Below are 14,932 nucleotides of genomic sequence, written 5' to 3' on the forward strand. Positions count from 1 at the left end.
CTTTAGCCGTACAGACATCAATACAGTCTTACTAAACCCCTGATTCATCTTAAGTGTGACGCAAAAACCGACAAATTTAACCACATCTGTGCACAAATTTGGGCGGTAAATTTGCTGAGCCAAAGACAGGTCTGGCGCGCGATCGCCCCTAGGGGCAGCTCCCACCTGGAACTGGTGCTCTGGACGCCTGGGGCCGCGCGATTAAGACCGCTGACGGCAGCCGATAGTCCGGCTACCGTTAGGCGGTCTCTGGCTCGGTTATTCTGCCACTGCCACGGTAGGCCAGGGAGCCATGCCAAACGGAAGAAGATCCGGGAGATTCAGGATCGACCCGACCGCTGCCGCGAAAGCTGAGCCAGTTCGTGATCGCAGGCACTCGGCTGAGCCGACCGCTGCCGCGATCATCCTCGGAACGGCTAATAGCCTGTAGGCTGTGTGCAGAATGGGAGTGGAGCATGGCAGTTAGCTCCAGAGGTGCGGTAGACAGTAGCAGGCCTAGGCTAACGGCGTAGGCCAGAGGAGTCATCAGGGAATGGTTGGAGGAAGGGTGCATAGGGCGTGGCCTTGTTAGCGCTTCTAGTCCTAGTTACAAACCCGCCCACCGTCAGTCAGGAAAATCTTTATCCGTAAATCTGCGGATTTCTAAAATTTAGTAGTCCCTAGCACCGATTTACCCTGAAATTGGCGCTGGAAGTAAGAGGCTGGGGCAACGGCTCTGAAAGGGTTTGAGGCCAGTTGCCAGGGTCCGAAAGTTGGTCGGGCAGGCGGATAGGGGTTTACGCAATCTTCTTAGATCGCAAGTTAAGGGCAGGAACAGGGAGATTAGGGGCGCTGGATTGATCGGTGTCTGCGATCGCGGAAAAACCCTGGCTGCAATGGTCAGAACTGGATAAACGATCTAATCTATTGAGAATGTGTTTGTGCAGCGTATTCGCGCCCGCGCAGCTGTGGTTTGCGCAACTGAGTCCAGATCAGAGGTCTGTTCTCCTGACGCACTGCCGTTTGGGATCAGCCTGTAGCCAATCTTCCTTGAGGTGTAGCCGTGCCCCGATTAGCCCTGGCAAACCGTGTGACCTGTGTAACGCCCTCGATGACCCTGGCGATTTCGGCTCGGGCCAAGGCGATGAAGGCTGAGGGTTTGCCGGTATGCAGCTTTAGCGCTGGCGAACCCGACTTCGATACCCCAGACCACATCAAGGCGGCGGCAAAAACGGCGCTCGATCAGGGTAAAACTCGCTATGGTCCGGCGGCGGGTGAACCGGCCCTGCGCCAGGCGATCGCCCAAAAGCTTCAGCACGACAACGGCCTCTGCTACGGCCCTGAAAACGTGATTGTCACCAACGGCGGCAAGCACTCCCTCTACGGCCTGATGATGGCCCTAATTGAACCCGGCGACGAGGTCATCATCCCCGCTCCCTACTGGCTGAGCTACCCTGAAATGGTCAAGCTGGCGGGGGGCACGCCCGTGATTGTGCCCACCACCGCTGAGCAAAACTACCGAATTACCCCGGAGCAGCTGCGCCAGGCGATTACGCCTAAAACCAAGCTGTTTATTCTCAATACCCCATCTAATCCCACGGGGATGGTGTATTCTCCAGCCGAAATTGCCGCCCTGGCGGCGGTGGTGGTCGAGGCCGATATCTGGGTGGTGTCAGACGAAATTTACGAGAAAATTCTCTACGACGGCGCCACCCATCTGAGCATTGGGGCCGTGTCGCCGGAGGCGTTTGAGCACACCATTATTAGCAACGGCTTTGCCAAGGCCTACTCGATGACTGGCTGGCGGGTGGGCTACCTGGCTGGACCAACAGACCTGATTAAGGCAGTGGCCACGGTGCAGGGGCACAGCACCTCCAATGTGTGCACCTTTGCCCAGTACGGGGCGATCGCCGCCCTGGAAGGCTCCCAAGACTGTGTCGCCGTAATGGGCCGAGCTTTTGCCGAGCGACGACAGGCTATCATCGACCGCTGCCGCACTATTGGCGGCCTGAGCTGCGGCGAACCCGAGGGAGCCTTTTATCTCTATATAGATATCAGCGCGCTGGGTGTGCCCTCCCTCGACTTTTGCACCCACCTGCTCGATGAGAAATACGTCGCCGCCATTCCGGGCATAGCCTTTGGGTCTGAGGGCACCATCCGCATCTCCTACGCCACGGGCATGGAGACCATTCTGGACGGCATGGATCGTCTCGAATCGTTCGTTAAAGCACGTTTGTAGCAACGCCAGGGCAGAGACTGCCCCTACTTTGTCGCGTGTTTTTGCTTTGGCGTCAATTGTGTTTGCTTCGTTAATTGTGATGTCGATGGCTTAGTTTTGCCTTTGGGCAGGAATACTTAATGCAGCTACCGGTATTACCTGCTACATGGGGCAACAATTATCTGCCTTGCTAAACCGAAGAATGTTCAGCCGCATTCCGCTGCGGCTGCTGATAGTGGTGCCTTTTGTAATCCAGGTGTCGGCGGCTGTAGGGCTGACGGGGTGGCTGTCGATGCTCCAGGGACAGCGGGCCGTGAATCAGGTGGCCAGCCAGCTGCGCACCTCGGTTTCGTACCACATTCAGTACAAGCTCCAGGACTTTTTGGCCACCTCCCATTTAGTCAACCAGCTCAACTTCGACGCCATTGCCCTGGGCCAGATTGACCCGACCGACCAGGCCAGTCTGTTTCGCCACTTTATGCAGCAGTCGCGCACGTTTGACCACATCGACTCGATCTTTTTTGGCAACGCCAACGGCGAGTTTGTGGGCCATACCCGCCTGGGACAGACCTCTCACCAGATCATGCGGGCGGGGCCGTCGCTCGGTAATCAGATTCAGTTTGCGGAGGTGGATGAGACAACTGGCCAACCCACCACTGTCCTACAGACGACCCCCGGCTGGCAGACTCAAACCCGCCCCTGGTACCGGGCGGCGGTGCAGGCAGGGGGGCCGGTGTGGGGCGAAATTTTTCCCTATCACGCCTACCCGGTGCTGGCTATTTCTACCTCCAGGCCGGTCTACGACAACAAAGGCAAACTGGTCGGGGTGTTGGGCAACAACTTCTTTCTCACCCAGATCAGCAGCTTTTTGCGGCAGATGCCCATCAGTGAGCATGGTCAGGCTTTTGTGATGGAACGCTCTGGGCTGCTGGTGGCCACCTCCAACGATGCCGCCACCTATACGGTGGTAAAGGGCCACCCCCAACGCTCCTATGCGGTCACAAGCCCGGACCCGTCTATTCGCGCCAGTGCCCAGCTCCTGCTTAACCAGTCGGGGGGAGACGGCCGCCGCATTGAACCCGAGCAGGCCGAGTTTTGGCTCAACCACGAACGACAGTTTATGCAGGTGGCTACCCTCAGCGATGGCTATGGCCTTGACTGGCTGATTGTCGTGATTATGCCCGAAGACGATTTCATGGCCGAGATTAAGGCCAGTCGCCGCAATACCATTGCTCTGTGTGTGCTGGCGCTGGCCGGCGCGATCGCCTCTGGCCTCTACACCAGCCGCTGGATTACCCGGCCTCTAAGTGCCTTTGACTCAGCCTCGCGGGCCATTGCCGACGGCGACCTGAACCAGGCCATTGGCCCCATGGGGCTGCAAGAGCTGGAGGGGCTGGCCCAGGCCTTTAACCGCATGGCAGAGCGGTTGGAGGCGTCGTTTGGGGATCTACAGCAATCTAAAGCTGAGGTAGAGCGTGCTAACACTGAAATTCAGCAGCAAACGGCGTTGTTTCGCCTGATGGCTGAAAATATGAGCGATCTGATCTGCCTGCACGACCTGGACGGCACCTATCTCTATGTCAGCCCTTCGGTGGAGTGGCTGCTGGGCTATGCGCCAGAGGCGCTGTTGGGGCTGCACCCCTGTAGTCTGGTTCATCCTGACGATTTGGCCCAGTGCCAGCGCTATCTGGAGCTGCATACCGATCAGCCGATCTCAGACATCGCCCCGGTGGTTTGCCGGATGCGCCATCACCGGGGCTACTACCTCTGGCTAGAGACGTTCACCCGTCCGATTGTCGACGGCACGGGGGCGGTGGTGCAGCTTCAGACCGCCTCGCGCAATGTCACCGAGCAGGTGAGAATGCGCCGCCAGCTTGAGCACGATGCCTGCCACGACGGACTGACTGGTCTGCCCAACCGCAAGCAGCTCCAGGAGCGGTTGGAGGCTTCTCTAACCCAGGCGCGCCAGCGCCTGGGCTATCGCTTTGCCCTGCTGTTTTTAGACATCGACCACTTTAAGGTGGTGAACGATAGCCTGGGCCACCTGATCGGCGACGAGCTGCTGATGGAGGTGGCTAGTCGGCTCAAGGCCGTGCTGCGACCCGTCGACCTGGCGGTGCGCCTGGGGGGCGATGAGTTTATTGTGCTGCTGGAGGATGTGGGCCATTTTGAGATGGCCCAGGCCATGGCCGAGCAAATTTTGGAGATGCTGCGCCAGCCGTTTCAGCTCAGCAGCCACCAGATGTTTGCGACTGTGAGCCTGGGGCTGGTGATGGGCGATGCCAGCTATCAGTCGGCCTCAGAGCTCATTCGCGATGCCGATACCGCCATGTATCGCGCCAAAGCTAGCGGGCGCGATGGGTATGAGGTGTTTGATCAGGGCATGCACGATCGCGCGATCGCCCGCCTTATCCTCGAAACCGAACTGCGCCGCGCCCTACTCGACCATCGCGACGAGTTTGTGCTCTACTACCAGCCTATTGTCGACCTGAAAACCTCAGCGGTCAAAGGCTTTGAGGCCCTGGTGCGGTGGCAGCACCCAGAGCACGGTCTGGTGATGCCGGGCAGCTTTATTCCGGTAGCCGAAGAAACCGGCCTGATTGTGCCGCTCACCCACTGGCTGCTGGAGCTGGCCTGTCAGCAGATGGTGGTTTGGCAGCGCATCTACGCTCAGGCCGAGACGCTCACCGTGAGCGTAAACCTATCGGCCTTACAGCTGCACAATACCGGACTGCTAGAACAGGTCGATGCGGTGCTCGCCAAGACCGGCCTCTCCCCCGGCAGCCTAGTGCTAGAAATTACGGAGAGCATGCTAATTGACAACATTGACGAAACCATTGTCGTGCTCAACGGCCTGCGGCGGCGGGGTATTGCCCTCAGCATTGATGACTTTGGCACGGGCTATTCGTCCCTGAGCTATCTGTATCGGTTTCCCATCAACACCCTCAAAATCGATCGCTCCTTTGTCAGCCAGATGGACACCAGCCCCAGCCACGAAAAAATTGTGCACACCATTATCAACCTGGGGCGACAGCTCGGCTTTAGGGCGATCGCGGAAGGCATTGAAACCCCTCAACAGGTCAGCACCCTCAAGCGGTTGACCTGTGACTACGGGCAGGGGTACTGGTTTGGCAAACCCCAAACCGCCACCGACGTAGAGGCTTGGCTTATGCAGGCCAGTGCCTACTACCGCCCTCACTCGATCAGCTAAGCCGACGATCTACCCAGCGTTTGGCCTTATAGATGGCCTCCGACCGACTCACCACCCCCGGCACCGCTACGGCACAGCCTGTGTCGTGGGTGGCCCACACTGCATACAGGGGAATGCCGTTTTCTGTGCTTTGGTCTAGCTCAAGGCAAAAGCCTCGATAGGTGAACGAGAGCACCACGTGGGGGAAATCTGGGTCGGCAAACAGCATAGGGTGTTTTCAGCGATAAGGTTTGCGCTCAGGCTCCGGGGCTGGCTTAGACCTTCAACCCTGGGTCTTGTGCCTTGACCTCCAGGGGGCGGCTGCGATCGCCCCCCGGAGGTTAAAGAGCTACAGCGTTAGCGTAGCCGCCAGCCTAGGCTGCAGCGAGGTTGCTGGCGGCAAAATCCCAGTTCACAACGCTTTTGAGAAAGCTCTCAATGTAGTCAGGGCGCTTGTTTTGGTAGTCAAGGTAGTAGGCGTGCTCCCACACATCCATTGTCAGCAGGGGCACCTGCCCGGCGGTGAGGGGGTTGTCGGCATTGAGGGTTTTGGTCACCTTGAGGGTGCCGTTGTCGAGCACCAGCCAGGCCCAGCCGCTGCCAAACTGGGTTGCACCAGCCTGCTTAAACGCCTCGCTGAATTTGTCAAAGCTGCCGAAGTCAGCATTAATTTTGGTGGCCAGATCGCCACTGGGTAGACCACCGCCATTGGGTTTCATCGACTGCCAGTAGAAGGTGTGGTTCCAGGCCTGGGCAGCGTTGTTGAAAAGGCCTTGCTGAGAACTGTCGCCAGCGATCGCCCTAATCACGTCCTCAATGGACTGACTGTCGTGGTCAGTGCCTTTGACTGCATCGTTGTACTTGCTCACGTAGGCAGCATGGTGCTTATCGTGGTGAAACTCGAGCGTGCTTTTGGAGATATAGGGGGCGAGCGCATCGTAGGCGTAGGGCAGCGCGGGTAGTTCGTAGGCCATGGGGACTCCTGGGGTAAAAGCCAGTGGCATCATACGGTGTACCCCCTGCTAAAAACTATCCCCCTGGGGTGGAGGGGGATAGGCTCAAGCCCTGACCAGGTTAAGATCTGGGCCTAGCGCGGCGATCGACTCAGCCCTGAATCGCCACGAGTTCAATGTCAAAAATTAGGGTCTCGCCTGCCAGGGGATGGTTGGCGTCAAGGGTGACATCGGCCTCCGATACATCGGTGACCATGACCGGCACCATCTGGCCCTGGGGGCCCTGGAGCTGGAGCTGAATGCCAACATCGAGGGGAATATCATCGGGGATTTGGCGGCGCTCGACCACCATCACCATTTCTTCGCGGTGGGGACCGTAGGCGTTTTCGGCGGCAATTACCTCGGTTTTGGCGTCGCCGGGGGCCATGCCCACGACGGCGGCCTCAAAGCCGGGGATGACTTCGCCGTTGCCGATCGCAAACTCTAGGGGGGCGCGATCGCGCGATGAGTCAAACACGGTGCCGTCTTCGAGCTTGCCGGTGTAGTGAATCGAAACGCTATCGCCTGTCTTGGCCTGGGTCATAGCACTATCCTTGCGATGAATGGGGCTTTTTGCTTTTCTTTTTTCTTATAGGTCGCAAACGCTAGTCGCAAACTTTCACACTCACGCTAACGGGCATTTGATGGAACCCCAGCAATACTAGAGATTTTCCTAAGGTTTCGGGCTGTGCGCCCAACCGAGTGCCCCTGCCTCCAGCGCACTTAGATCGTTAAACCCCTTGGTATGCTGTAACCCTTAACGGGTGACAACATACCTAAAGCGCTTGCTGCATCAGGGATAGAGCATAGAAACCTCGCTGAAAATAGCGGTGTTTGTGGGGTTTGAGTGCTATCAGGTGGCGCGCCCAGTCGGCCCATAATTCCATGGCATAGATCCAGCGATGGCCATAGAGGCCGAGACTAAAATCACTCTGGCGAGGCGTCTTGTCGTGGTGCTCTTGGATACGCCCAGCATACTGCTCTACCCCGAGGTGTTTCATCTGCTGCCCATACATCGTGGCCCAACTGTAGGCCAAGGCGATCAGCAACACTAAGGCTAAAAACCGAGAGTCATTCACCTTGGCATTTTCCAGGTGATAGCCGCCCGTCTTGCAATCTTTGAAGAACTGTTCAATGCCCCAGCGACACCGATAGACCGCTAAGGTTCGTGCCAAGGTAGGCAAATTAGACAAGATATACCAGGGCTCTTTAGGCCCCTTTTGGCGGTACTTTCGCTTCCAATAGACGGCTAAGTTAAAGGGGCCAAGGCCATCGCCTTTATTGCACAAAATGCCCTGATAAAACCGAGACTGTCCTGGCTGGAAGCCCAGGTCTCTGAGCACACGGTAGTCGCCTTCAGAATCGGTTTGGAAATGAAGCGCTTTTTTCTGCCGGAGCGCAAAGAACACCCCTCGCTTATCCAACCAGGCCGCCAGTTTAGGGCTATGGAACTCCCGGTCACCCAGCACGAGCACCGGATAAGACTTGAACAAGGATAGGGCCGTTTTGAGGAGTCGCTGTTGCGTTGTTAGGTCACTACTGCCCGTCTGCCCTAACAACTCCCAATAGACGGGTAAGGCGTGAGTCCCCCATACCACGCTGACCATAAAGATATTCCGTCCTCTCCATTCCGTGCGGTCGATAGCCAGAATCCAATAGCCATATTGATGATGTTTGAGCGTTCTTAGACGGCGGCGTTGGTCGCGGTTCAACCCCCGTCCCGTTTGCACTTGCCGAATCCAATACTTGAGCAGTGGAAACCACAGCACCTTGAGGGTAAGTTTTGGCAGCGCTAAAAATCGCTGTAAGTTGCGTTTTCGACTTTGATACTGAATCGGCTGAGGAAAGACGCTGGCTAACACCGAGAGTTTGACCTGTCGGTGGGCCTGTAGCAATAGCAACAACAGCTGCAAGGTCAAGTACTGGGCTTCACTCAGGTGGGTGCGAAGGGTGGTTTGGTAGAATGCAGGAAACATATTGATTAGGGGGAGCCGCATTGGGGTTCCCTATTTTTTTGCCCCTCCATTGTCTCAAACCCTTATACCGTATGATGTTGATGGCCCTTGTCACCCGTTAAGGCTGTAACCACAGACAGGTAATGCCCAACCAGCTTATTCCAGAGATCCTTTACCATGGGCCAGCCCATAGACAGCGTCGGTGATCAGGCTACCCCCAACCCATGGCTGGCAGAGTTTCAGGCTATTTTGCAGGGGGCGGCAGGGGGCTTTTTGTTTGGTATTCCGCTGCTGTACACCGTTGAGGTGTGGGCCATTGGCGAGGCCACGAGCCCCCGCTGGCTGCTGCTGGTGCTGGCCACTACCCTGGTGGTGGTAGGCTTACTCACCCAGGTCGAAGGGTTTCGCCAAACCCTCACTCTGCAACCCCTAGAGGTCTTTCTAGAAAGCATTGAGGCGGTAGCTATTGGGGTTGTTTGCGCGACGCTGGCCCTGGTGCTGCTGCGGCGCATCACCCTGGATACCCCCCTGGCCGAGGGGCTGGGCAAGGTGGTGTTTGAGGCGGTGCCCTTTGCCCTGGGGGTGGCCCTGGCGAGGTCAACGCTGCAGGGCAATCGGGGGCGCGATCGCCGCACCACCGCTCCCCTATCGCGCCGTCTGGTCTCCCCTACCCTGGCCAATCTGCGCGATGCCCTGGTCGATTTTGACGCCGCTCTGATTGGCGCGGTGCTGATTGCCTTTAGCATTGCCCCCACCGAGGAAGTGCCGCTGCTGGCCGCTGCCCTGCCGCCCCTGTGGCTGCTGCTGATTATGGCGGCATCCCTGGGTCTTTCCTACGCGATCGTGTTTGCCTCGGGCTTTACCGATCGCACCGAGCGGCGGCAGCGGGGGCTGGTGTTTAGCCCCATGACCGAAACCCTGGTGGCCTACCTGGTGGCGCTGCTGGCCTCGGTGACCATGCTGGTGCTGTTTCAGCAGCTCAACCCCAGCGACCCCTGGCCTGAGTGGCTGAGAGATGTCTTAGTTTTGGGCCTGCCCGCCTCCATTGGCGGGGCCGCAGGGCGTATCCTGATCTAATGGATTTGCCAAATTCTTCCGCCAGTTCAAATTCTGCTCCAGCGACCAGCGAAGCCTCGGGCCGCTTTGCCCAACGCTCTGCCGCCGAGTGGCTGACGTTTGTGGTGGCCTCCGTGATTTTGCTGGTGCTGGTGGGGCTGATTCTCTTTGATTGGCAGACCAACCAAAATCGCCCGCCCGCCTTTGCGGTGGCGGTTTCTGAGGCGGTGCGCGTCACCGATGGCCGCTACTACGTGCCCTTTGCCATTACCAATACCGGCGGCCGCATTGCCCGCATGGTGCAGGTGACGGCTGAGCTGCACAGTGCTGGGGCAGACGATGAAACCGGCGAGCAGCAGATCGACTTTCTCTCGGGCCACGAAACCAAGGCGGGCAGCTTTGTGTTTACCCACGATCCCCAGGGGGGCGATCTGGTGGTGCGGGTGGCCAGCTATCGGCTACCGTAGAATGCTTTGGGGTGGGGCGCAAAGGCATCCCTGTATGGAAATAAGGGGGGTGCATGCTCGGCTACGTTCTAATTTTGCTGGCAACGGTGTGCTTTGGGGCCCAAAATCTGATTACACGGGTGCTGTTTGTTCCCTCTAACCTGCTGGGGCTGCTGGAGACAGGCGGCTTTGTGGAACCGACCCTGCCCAACTCGTTTTTGCTGATGTTTATGCGCATGGCGGTGGGGGTGCCGCTGATGGCCCTGCTGCTGCCGCCGGTATATCCTCCCCTGTGGAGCGATCTGCGCCGTCTGAGCTCCCCCAGCTACCGCCGCGAACTCTACCTGGCTCTGGTGGGCGGCGGGCTGATGTTTTCGTACCTGGCCCTGCTGTACGTAGCGGTGGGGCGAATTGCGGCGGGGATTGCCCTAACGCTGTTTTTCACCTTTCCGGTGTACACGGCTCTGCTGGCCTGGTACTGGTTTGGCCACCGCCCCAGCCTCAGCCGCTGGGGCATTTTGGCGCTAATTCTGCTGGGCAGCGCCCTGACAATTCCCATGACCGGGGCCGCGATCGAGAGCTGGCTGGGGGTGGTCTTTGGCCTGGCCTCGGGCGTGGTGTACGCCTTTTACACCGTGATCGCCCAAAAGGCCTTTGAGACCTTTCACCCGGTGCCGTTTACGGGCATTAGCTTTGCGGTGACCCTGGTGCTGTCGGCGGGCTGCCTGCTGCTGTGGCCCGGCGATCTGGCGGGGCTGCTGTGGCCCGCGCTGTGGGTGGGGGGGCTGCTGTCGGCGATCGCGACTCTGACCGGCCACGTGCTCAACAACCTGGGCATTCGCACGGTGGGGGCCACCGCTGCCTCCATGCTCGGGGCCGCCAACCCGGCCCTGACCGCCGTGCTCGCCTGGGGCCTCCTGCAAGAGCAGCTCTCGCTGGTGCAGGGGCTAGGGGTTCTGCTCGTGACCGTCAGCGTGGGCCTGCTGAGCCTGACTAAGCCTGCCTAGTCGCCCTGTCGCGCGGTCCTTTAGCTCGATAAATAGGGCGTATTGAAATCAAACTCCACCAGCGTTTCATCCACATCTAGGGCCAGAAAGTTGTCCAGGGCAATGTAGTACCACCGCAGCGACGAGGCAAGATCTGCCTTCATGGGCTTAAAGCCCAGCGCCGCTGCAAAGGCCTCCAAGCTGGGATGAATTGTGATGGTATAGATATCGCTGAGATTGGGAAACTCCTGCTGCATGGCGCTCAATGTCGCCTGGGAATCTGCCAAGAACTCACACACATTCGAGTAAGACCAGTACTCGGGTTTGAACTGCCAGGCCCGCACAAACACCACGTAGCAATCTGGATCACCAGACGCTGCCAGCTGAATCGGGTCGGCATCATTGAGCGTGACCAGATGGAGACTGGCACTCGGGGGGCTGTGAAACATGGCCTCAGAGTCGGGATGGGCGGGATAAAAGGCCGCAAAGCCAACCGGCGCAGCATCCGTGACCTGCCTCAGCACCCTCAATCCCTGGGGATATTGGGTTGCCCATCGCCGCAGAACCCGGGTGATTTTAAACGATGCACCCTCGGTGCGCTGGCTGACCCAGCTGTAGCTTTCATCCATAAACGACGCGACGAGGGGGGCATCTCTGCGGGCATCAAAGGCATCTGCCTTGACCTCGGTTGGCTTGTCAGGCGGGGTCTGAGGCAGAAAGCTGGGCGGAATCTGCAAACTCAACTGAGACGGATAGCCATCGAAGGTCGTTCGTTTTACCAAGTGCTTTCTCACCAGCTGATTGATCATCAGCCCAGCGGCGCGCTCGCTTCCCCGCGCCTGGTCTGCATAAAACAGATCGGCGGCTTCGCTGTGGGAGCAGGTGAGTTGGTTAACCTCTGGGCTGAGGGTCTGGAGCGGACTTTGATCTTTTTGATAGCAGGCATAGGCCCAAAGTCTGACAAAGCAAATAGCCTGCCGCCGCGTCAAGCCAGACTGCCCCGTCACCTGATCTACGTAGCGACGCTGAACCTCCGACGGAAACCAATGATTGATCTCTCCAGCGGCGGGAACGGTGGGCATAACAACCTCCTGACGGGGCTGAATGGGACAGTAATATTTTTGTGCCCTGATGAAGTAAATTGTGACGCTGCCCGGGGCACACATCAAAAAAACTTCACCCTACTTCACCCCTGGCTGCTCTGCTTCAGAGACCTGTAGCCCTGATACCGAGACCTTTAGACCCTTGCGGGTTAGTCCTGGCTAGGGACAACGTTTGGCGGCACTGTAGTACCTAGATTGAGTTGCAGCCCCCTAACCCCTTCCCTGTAGATGTCCCTTTCCTGCAATTCACTGCTGATGCCATTTCACTGTGAGGTCAGAAGGGTGTTTGATTCTACCAACCCATTTCAGAGTCAGGCTATGTATAGCCAGTCTTCGTCTAGCCCGATTGCTTCGGTTGACTCAGCTAGTCCTTCGGGACAGGCTGCTTCAATTGATTTTTTGTCCGTGCTGTTCGAAACGATGCTAGATCAGTTATTTCCATCGCAGGGCTTACTCCTGCTCAGTCGGTCGGGCCAGGTGGTGCAGAGTAGCCCTAAAGCCAGGGCGCTCTGCCAGGCTTTGCAAACTGGCACTGCCTTTGCGCCCCGCAAAGCTGGCCGCAAATCTGGCCGTAAATCTGGCTGGAGAGGTCAAGATCTCTGGGCGTTGCCGTCTCAAATTCGGACCCTGTGTAAGGTCATGCTGGAAAGCCGGGAGGAGTTCCCCGACCAGCGCCTACAGCTCCACGAGGAAATTGATATCGGTAGTGAGGGCTGTATTCACCTCAATGGTGAATGGGTGGATTGGGGCGAGGCTGAGTCCACCTACCTGCTGATTACGCTGGAAAATCCGGCTGAGCTATCGGTGCAGCGGGCGGCTTTTGACGCCCATCGCTATCAGCTGACGGCTCGAGAGGCCGATGTCTGGCAGCTGGCGCTTCAGGGACTCTCCTATGGCGATATTGCGGCTCAGCTCTTTGTGAGCTTGAACACGGTCAAGCGCCACATGAAGAGCATTTATGAAAAACGGCGGCGGTAGGAGGGAGATTGCGATCGCCCGGAGGAGCAGCGGGGCAGTCTGCTCCTCCGGGCTTTGATGGCCAATGGCCTAAGCGGGGGATGCCTTTGCACTTTCCCCATCAGCCCTGTGCGTGGAATTGCCGCTCCCCTGGAACCGAAAACGCCTCAGGGTGTAATTGCTGTTGTGGCTGGACTGGCGATCGGCGCAGCCTTGGCTGAAGGACAGAGATCCGCCAGCTCGCAGATGGCGCAGTTGGGGTTGCGGGCGTTGCATACCGCTCGCCCGTGGTACACCAGCCGAATCGACCAGTTTTCCCAGTCGGGCTGGGGCAGCAGCTTCATTAGATCGCGCTCAATTTTGACGGGGTCTGTATTTTGGGTTAGCCCCAGGAGTTTAGTGATTCGCTTGACGTGGGTATCGACCGTGACCCCAGCGTTGATGCCAAAGCCGTGGGCCAGCACCACATTGGCGGTTTTGCGGGCCACCCCCGGCAGGGTAATCAGGTCGTCCATGCGGGCGGGCACCTCACCGTTGAACTCGGTGATGATTTTTTGGCAGGCGGCGCGAATGTTTTTGGCCTTGTTGCGGTAAAACCCGGTGGATTTTACCAGTCGCTCCAGATCTTCTAGATCGGCCTGGGCGAAGGCGTAAACGTCGGGGTAGGCGGCAAAGAGGGCGGGCGTAACCAGGTTGACCCGCTCGTCGGTGCACTGGGCCGCCAGCATGGTGGCAATCATCAGCTGGAGCGGATTGTCAAAGTCCAGGGAGCAGGGCGCTTCTGGGTAGAGTCGCTTGAGGCGCATGAGAATTTCAATTGCCCGCTGTTTCGTAGAGGCTCGCCGCTGGTTGGGCATGGCGGGGTGGGTAGGGGGTGGATGAGTAGGGGGTGGATTGGTAGCGATCTGCCATCTTGAGGTCGCACCGTTACCTATCGGAGGTTTTGGAAAATTTCGAGCTGAGTGGTGTCGCGGACGATCAAAAATACACCCAGCCCTAGCAGCAGCACCAGTCCGGTTTGCATGACGTTTTCTTGAATGCGATCGGGCAGGGGCTTGCCGCCGCGCAGGGCCTCAATGAGCAGAAAAGCCAGCTGCCCGCCATCCAGCGCAGGCAGGGGCAAAATGTTGATAATCGCCAGGTTGATGCTGATGATGGCGGTAAAGGGGAACAGCATGGCCGCGCTCGATTTGGCCAGCCCTGCCCCCTGCTCGACAATTTTGACAGGCCCGGCCACCTGACTGGCCATTTCGCCGAAGTTGGTTACCAGTTGAACAAATCCCTTTACGGTGCGCACCAGGGTATCTTGAAACTGCTGCGCCGCCAGGGTAAAGACTTCGATGGGGTTTTTAGGGCGGCGGTAGCCGAAGTCGCCATTTGGCTGAAGCTGTACGCCAATCACCGCCTTGCCGTCGGCACCGATTTCGGGCGTTACCGAGACATCTACTTCGCGGCCACCGCGCTGTACGGTGAGATCTACCGGCTGGCCAGCGCTGTCTTTGATTAGCTGAATGAAGGAGGGAATGCTCTCTTCGCCCGCCCCTAGGGGTTCGCCGTTGGCGGCTACCAGGATGTCGCCGGGGCGAATGCCCGCCTGACCTGCTGGGGAGCTTTCGGAGATGACCTGGGGCACTAGAATGCCGGGCTGGGGGTTAAAGGTTTCGGGAATGCCGACGGCGGTAAACTGGGCCACAAACACCAGATAGGCAAACACCAAATTGGCGATTACCCCAGCGCTGATCACGATCGCGCGATCTACAATCGGGCGGTTTTTAAGCAGGTCGGGGTCGGTGGTGGGAATGTCGCTGTCGGGGTCATCGTCGGGAAAACCCACGAAGCCGCCCAGGGGAATCGCCCGCAGGGAATACTCGGTCTCGGCTCCCTGGTATTTCCACAGAATGGGGCCAAAGCCAATGGCAAAGCGGTTGACGTGGATGCCCTGTAGCCGAGCGGCCATGAAGTGCCCCGCCTCGTGGACGGCTACCAGCAGGGCAATGACCGCGATCGCAGCTAAAACCGACATAGACAAACCCGATAGGTTAAGAACAGT

General features: G+C 58.3%; 14 protein-coding genes. 6 read left to right on the forward strand and 8 right to left on the reverse strand.

The genetic code is table 11. The features are described 5' to 3' along the window. Window positions 1-238: 238 nt before the first annotated feature. Window positions 239-553, reverse strand: coding sequence for a hypothetical protein (locus LEPTO7104_RS40150; RefSeq protein ID WP_155523652.1), 315 nt, complete (start codon window positions 551-553; stop codon window positions 239-241). A 537-nt stretch (window positions 554-1,090) separates the two neighbouring features. Here LEPTO7104_RS40150 and LEPTO7104_RS0115105 point away from each other — a divergent pair. Together LEPTO7104_RS0115105 and LEPTO7104_RS0115110 are read left to right on the forward strand one after the other, a co-directional pair. Continuing rightward, on the forward strand, window positions 1,091-2,218 hold the full coding sequence (locus tag LEPTO7104_RS0115105) for a pyridoxal phosphate-dependent aminotransferase (RefSeq protein WP_017299418.1): 1,128 nt from the start codon (window positions 1,091-1,093) through the stop codon (window positions 2,216-2,218). 181 nt (window positions 2,219-2,399) lie between these two features. Further along, window positions 2,400-5,408: a bifunctional diguanylate cyclase/phosphodiesterase gene (locus tag LEPTO7104_RS0115110; RefSeq protein ID WP_017299419.1), complete on the forward strand. Its 3,009-nt coding sequence runs from the start codon at window positions 2,400-2,402 to the stop codon at window positions 5,406-5,408. Here LEPTO7104_RS0115110 and LEPTO7104_RS0115115 read toward each other — a convergent pair. The 4 genes from LEPTO7104_RS0115115 to LEPTO7104_RS0115130 form a co-directional block, all read right to left on the reverse strand. Next, window positions 5,401-5,616 (reverse strand): hypothetical protein, encoded by a 216-nt coding sequence (locus LEPTO7104_RS0115115; protein WP_017299420.1) that lies wholly within the window; start codon window positions 5,614-5,616, stop codon window positions 5,401-5,403. The genes LEPTO7104_RS0115110 and LEPTO7104_RS0115115 overlap by 8 nt on opposite strands. A gap of 145 nt (window positions 5,617-5,761) precedes the next feature. Then, entirely contained in the window at window positions 5,762-6,361 is a 600-nt protein-coding gene (locus LEPTO7104_RS0115120; RefSeq protein ID WP_017299421.1) for a superoxide dismutase, read from the reverse strand. Window positions 6,362-6,491: 130 nt separating this feature from the next. Further along, window positions 6,492-6,923 (reverse strand): FKBP-type peptidyl-prolyl cis-trans isomerase, encoded by a 432-nt coding sequence (locus tag LEPTO7104_RS0115125; protein WP_017299422.1) that lies wholly within the window; start codon window positions 6,921-6,923, stop codon window positions 6,492-6,494. Between the two features lie 232 nt (window positions 6,924-7,155). Beyond that, window positions 7,156-8,355 carry an IS4 family transposase gene (locus tag LEPTO7104_RS0115130; protein WP_026072242.1) on the reverse strand — a complete coding sequence of 400 codons (1,200 nt, stop codon included), beginning with the start codon at window positions 8,353-8,355 and terminating at the stop codon, window positions 7,156-7,158. Between the two features lie 156 nt (window positions 8,356-8,511). On the opposite strand from LEPTO7104_RS0115130, the gene LEPTO7104_RS0115135 reads away from it, so the two are divergent. Genes LEPTO7104_RS0115135 through LEPTO7104_RS0115145 form a run of 3 tightly spaced genes read left to right on the forward strand, consistent with a single transcriptional unit; the run spans window position 8,512 to window position 10,843 of the window. Continuing rightward, entirely contained in the window at window positions 8,512-9,411 is a 900-nt protein-coding gene (locus LEPTO7104_RS0115135; protein WP_017299423.1) for a TIGR02587 family membrane protein, read from the forward strand. Then, window positions 9,411-9,857, forward strand: coding sequence for a TIGR02588 family protein (locus LEPTO7104_RS0115140; protein WP_017299424.1), 447 nt, complete (start codon window positions 9,411-9,413; stop codon window positions 9,855-9,857). The genes LEPTO7104_RS0115135 and LEPTO7104_RS0115140 overlap by 1 nt, the downstream gene beginning before the upstream one ends. Before the next feature lie 53 nt (window positions 9,858-9,910). Further along, window positions 9,911-10,843 carry a DMT family transporter gene (locus LEPTO7104_RS0115145; RefSeq protein WP_017299425.1) on the forward strand — a complete coding sequence of 311 codons (933 nt, stop codon included), beginning with the start codon at window positions 9,911-9,913 and terminating at the stop codon, window positions 10,841-10,843. A 20-nt stretch (window positions 10,844-10,863) separates the two neighbouring features. On the opposite strand, the gene LEPTO7104_RS0115150 is transcribed toward LEPTO7104_RS0115145, so the two are convergent. Next, window positions 10,864-11,904, reverse strand: coding sequence for a hypothetical protein (locus LEPTO7104_RS0115150; protein WP_017299426.1), 1,041 nt, complete (start codon window positions 11,902-11,904; stop codon window positions 10,864-10,866). Between the two features lie 441 nt (window positions 11,905-12,345). Here LEPTO7104_RS0115150 and LEPTO7104_RS0115155 point away from each other — a divergent pair, with 441 nt between their 5' ends. Beyond that, complete coding sequence (locus tag LEPTO7104_RS0115155) at window positions 12,346-12,903, forward strand: helix-turn-helix transcriptional regulator (RefSeq protein WP_196358118.1); 558 nt, start codon at window positions 12,346-12,348, stop codon at window positions 12,901-12,903. 146 nt (window positions 12,904-13,049) lie between these two features. Here the strand turns inward: LEPTO7104_RS0115155 and nth are convergent, their stop codons facing one another. Both nth and rseP read right to left on the reverse strand, forming a co-directional pair. Then, window positions 13,050-13,739 (reverse strand): endonuclease III, encoded by a 690-nt coding sequence (gene nth / locus LEPTO7104_RS0115160; RefSeq protein ID WP_017299428.1) that lies wholly within the window; start codon window positions 13,737-13,739, stop codon window positions 13,050-13,052. 74 nt (window positions 13,740-13,813) lie between these two features. Beyond that, a complete protein-coding gene (rseP, locus tag LEPTO7104_RS0115165; RefSeq protein WP_017299429.1) occupies window positions 13,814-14,905 on the reverse strand; it encodes an RIP metalloprotease RseP in 1,092 nt (363 codons plus the stop codon). Window positions 14,906-14,932 lie beyond the last annotated feature (27 nt).

Origin of the sequence: Nodosilinea nodulosa PCC 7104 (genome assembly GCF_000309385.1) — a bacterium.
GTDB lineage: Bacteria > Cyanobacteriota > Cyanobacteriia > Phormidesmidales > Phormidesmidaceae > Nodosilinea > Nodosilinea nodulosa.

Excerpts from the sequence above, each read along its gene's own strand:
- rseP (WP_017299429.1), bottom strand. The coding sequence starts at position 14,905 with ATGTCGGTTTTAGCTGCGATCGCGGTCATTGCCCTGCTGGTAGCCGTC.
- LEPTO7104_RS0115155 (WP_196358118.1), top strand. The coding sequence starts at position 12,346 with ATGCTAGATCAGTTATTTCCATCGCAGGGCTTACTCCTGCTCAGTCGG.
- nth (WP_017299428.1), bottom strand. The coding sequence starts at position 13,739 with ATGCCCAACCAGCGGCGAGCCTCTACGAAACAGCGGGCAATTGAAATT.
- LEPTO7104_RS0115105 (WP_017299418.1), top strand. The coding sequence starts at position 1,091 with ATGACCCTGGCGATTTCGGCTCGGGCCAAGGCGATGAAGGCTGAGGGT.
- LEPTO7104_RS0115125 (WP_017299422.1), bottom strand. The coding sequence starts at position 6,923 with ATGACCCAGGCCAAGACAGGCGATAGCGTTTCGATTCACTACACCGGC.
- LEPTO7104_RS0115120 (WP_017299421.1), bottom strand. The coding sequence starts at position 6,361 with ATGGCCTACGAACTACCCGCGCTGCCCTACGCCTACGATGCGCTCGCC.
- LEPTO7104_RS0115150 (WP_017299426.1), bottom strand. The coding sequence starts at position 11,904 with ATGCCCACCGTTCCCGCCGCTGGAGAGATCAATCATTGGTTTCCGTCG.
- LEPTO7104_RS0115135 (WP_017299423.1), top strand. The coding sequence starts at position 8,512 with ATGGGCCAGCCCATAGACAGCGTCGGTGATCAGGCTACCCCCAACCCA.
- LEPTO7104_RS0115115 (WP_017299420.1), bottom strand. The coding sequence starts at position 5,616 with ATGCTGTTTGCCGACCCAGATTTCCCCCACGTGGTGCTCTCGTTCACC.
- LEPTO7104_RS0115110 (WP_017299419.1), top strand. The coding sequence starts at position 2,400 with ATGTTCAGCCGCATTCCGCTGCGGCTGCTGATAGTGGTGCCTTTTGTA.
- LEPTO7104_RS40150 (WP_155523652.1), bottom strand. The coding sequence starts at position 553 with ATGCACCCTTCCTCCAACCATTCCCTGATGACTCCTCTGGCCTACGCC.
- LEPTO7104_RS0115140 (WP_017299424.1), top strand. The coding sequence starts at position 9,411 with ATGGATTTGCCAAATTCTTCCGCCAGTTCAAATTCTGCTCCAGCGACC.
- LEPTO7104_RS0115145 (WP_017299425.1), top strand. The coding sequence starts at position 9,911 with ATGCTCGGCTACGTTCTAATTTTGCTGGCAACGGTGTGCTTTGGGGCC.
- LEPTO7104_RS0115130 (WP_026072242.1), bottom strand. The coding sequence starts at position 8,355 with ATGTTTCCTGCATTCTACCAAACCACCCTTCGCACCCACCTGAGTGAA.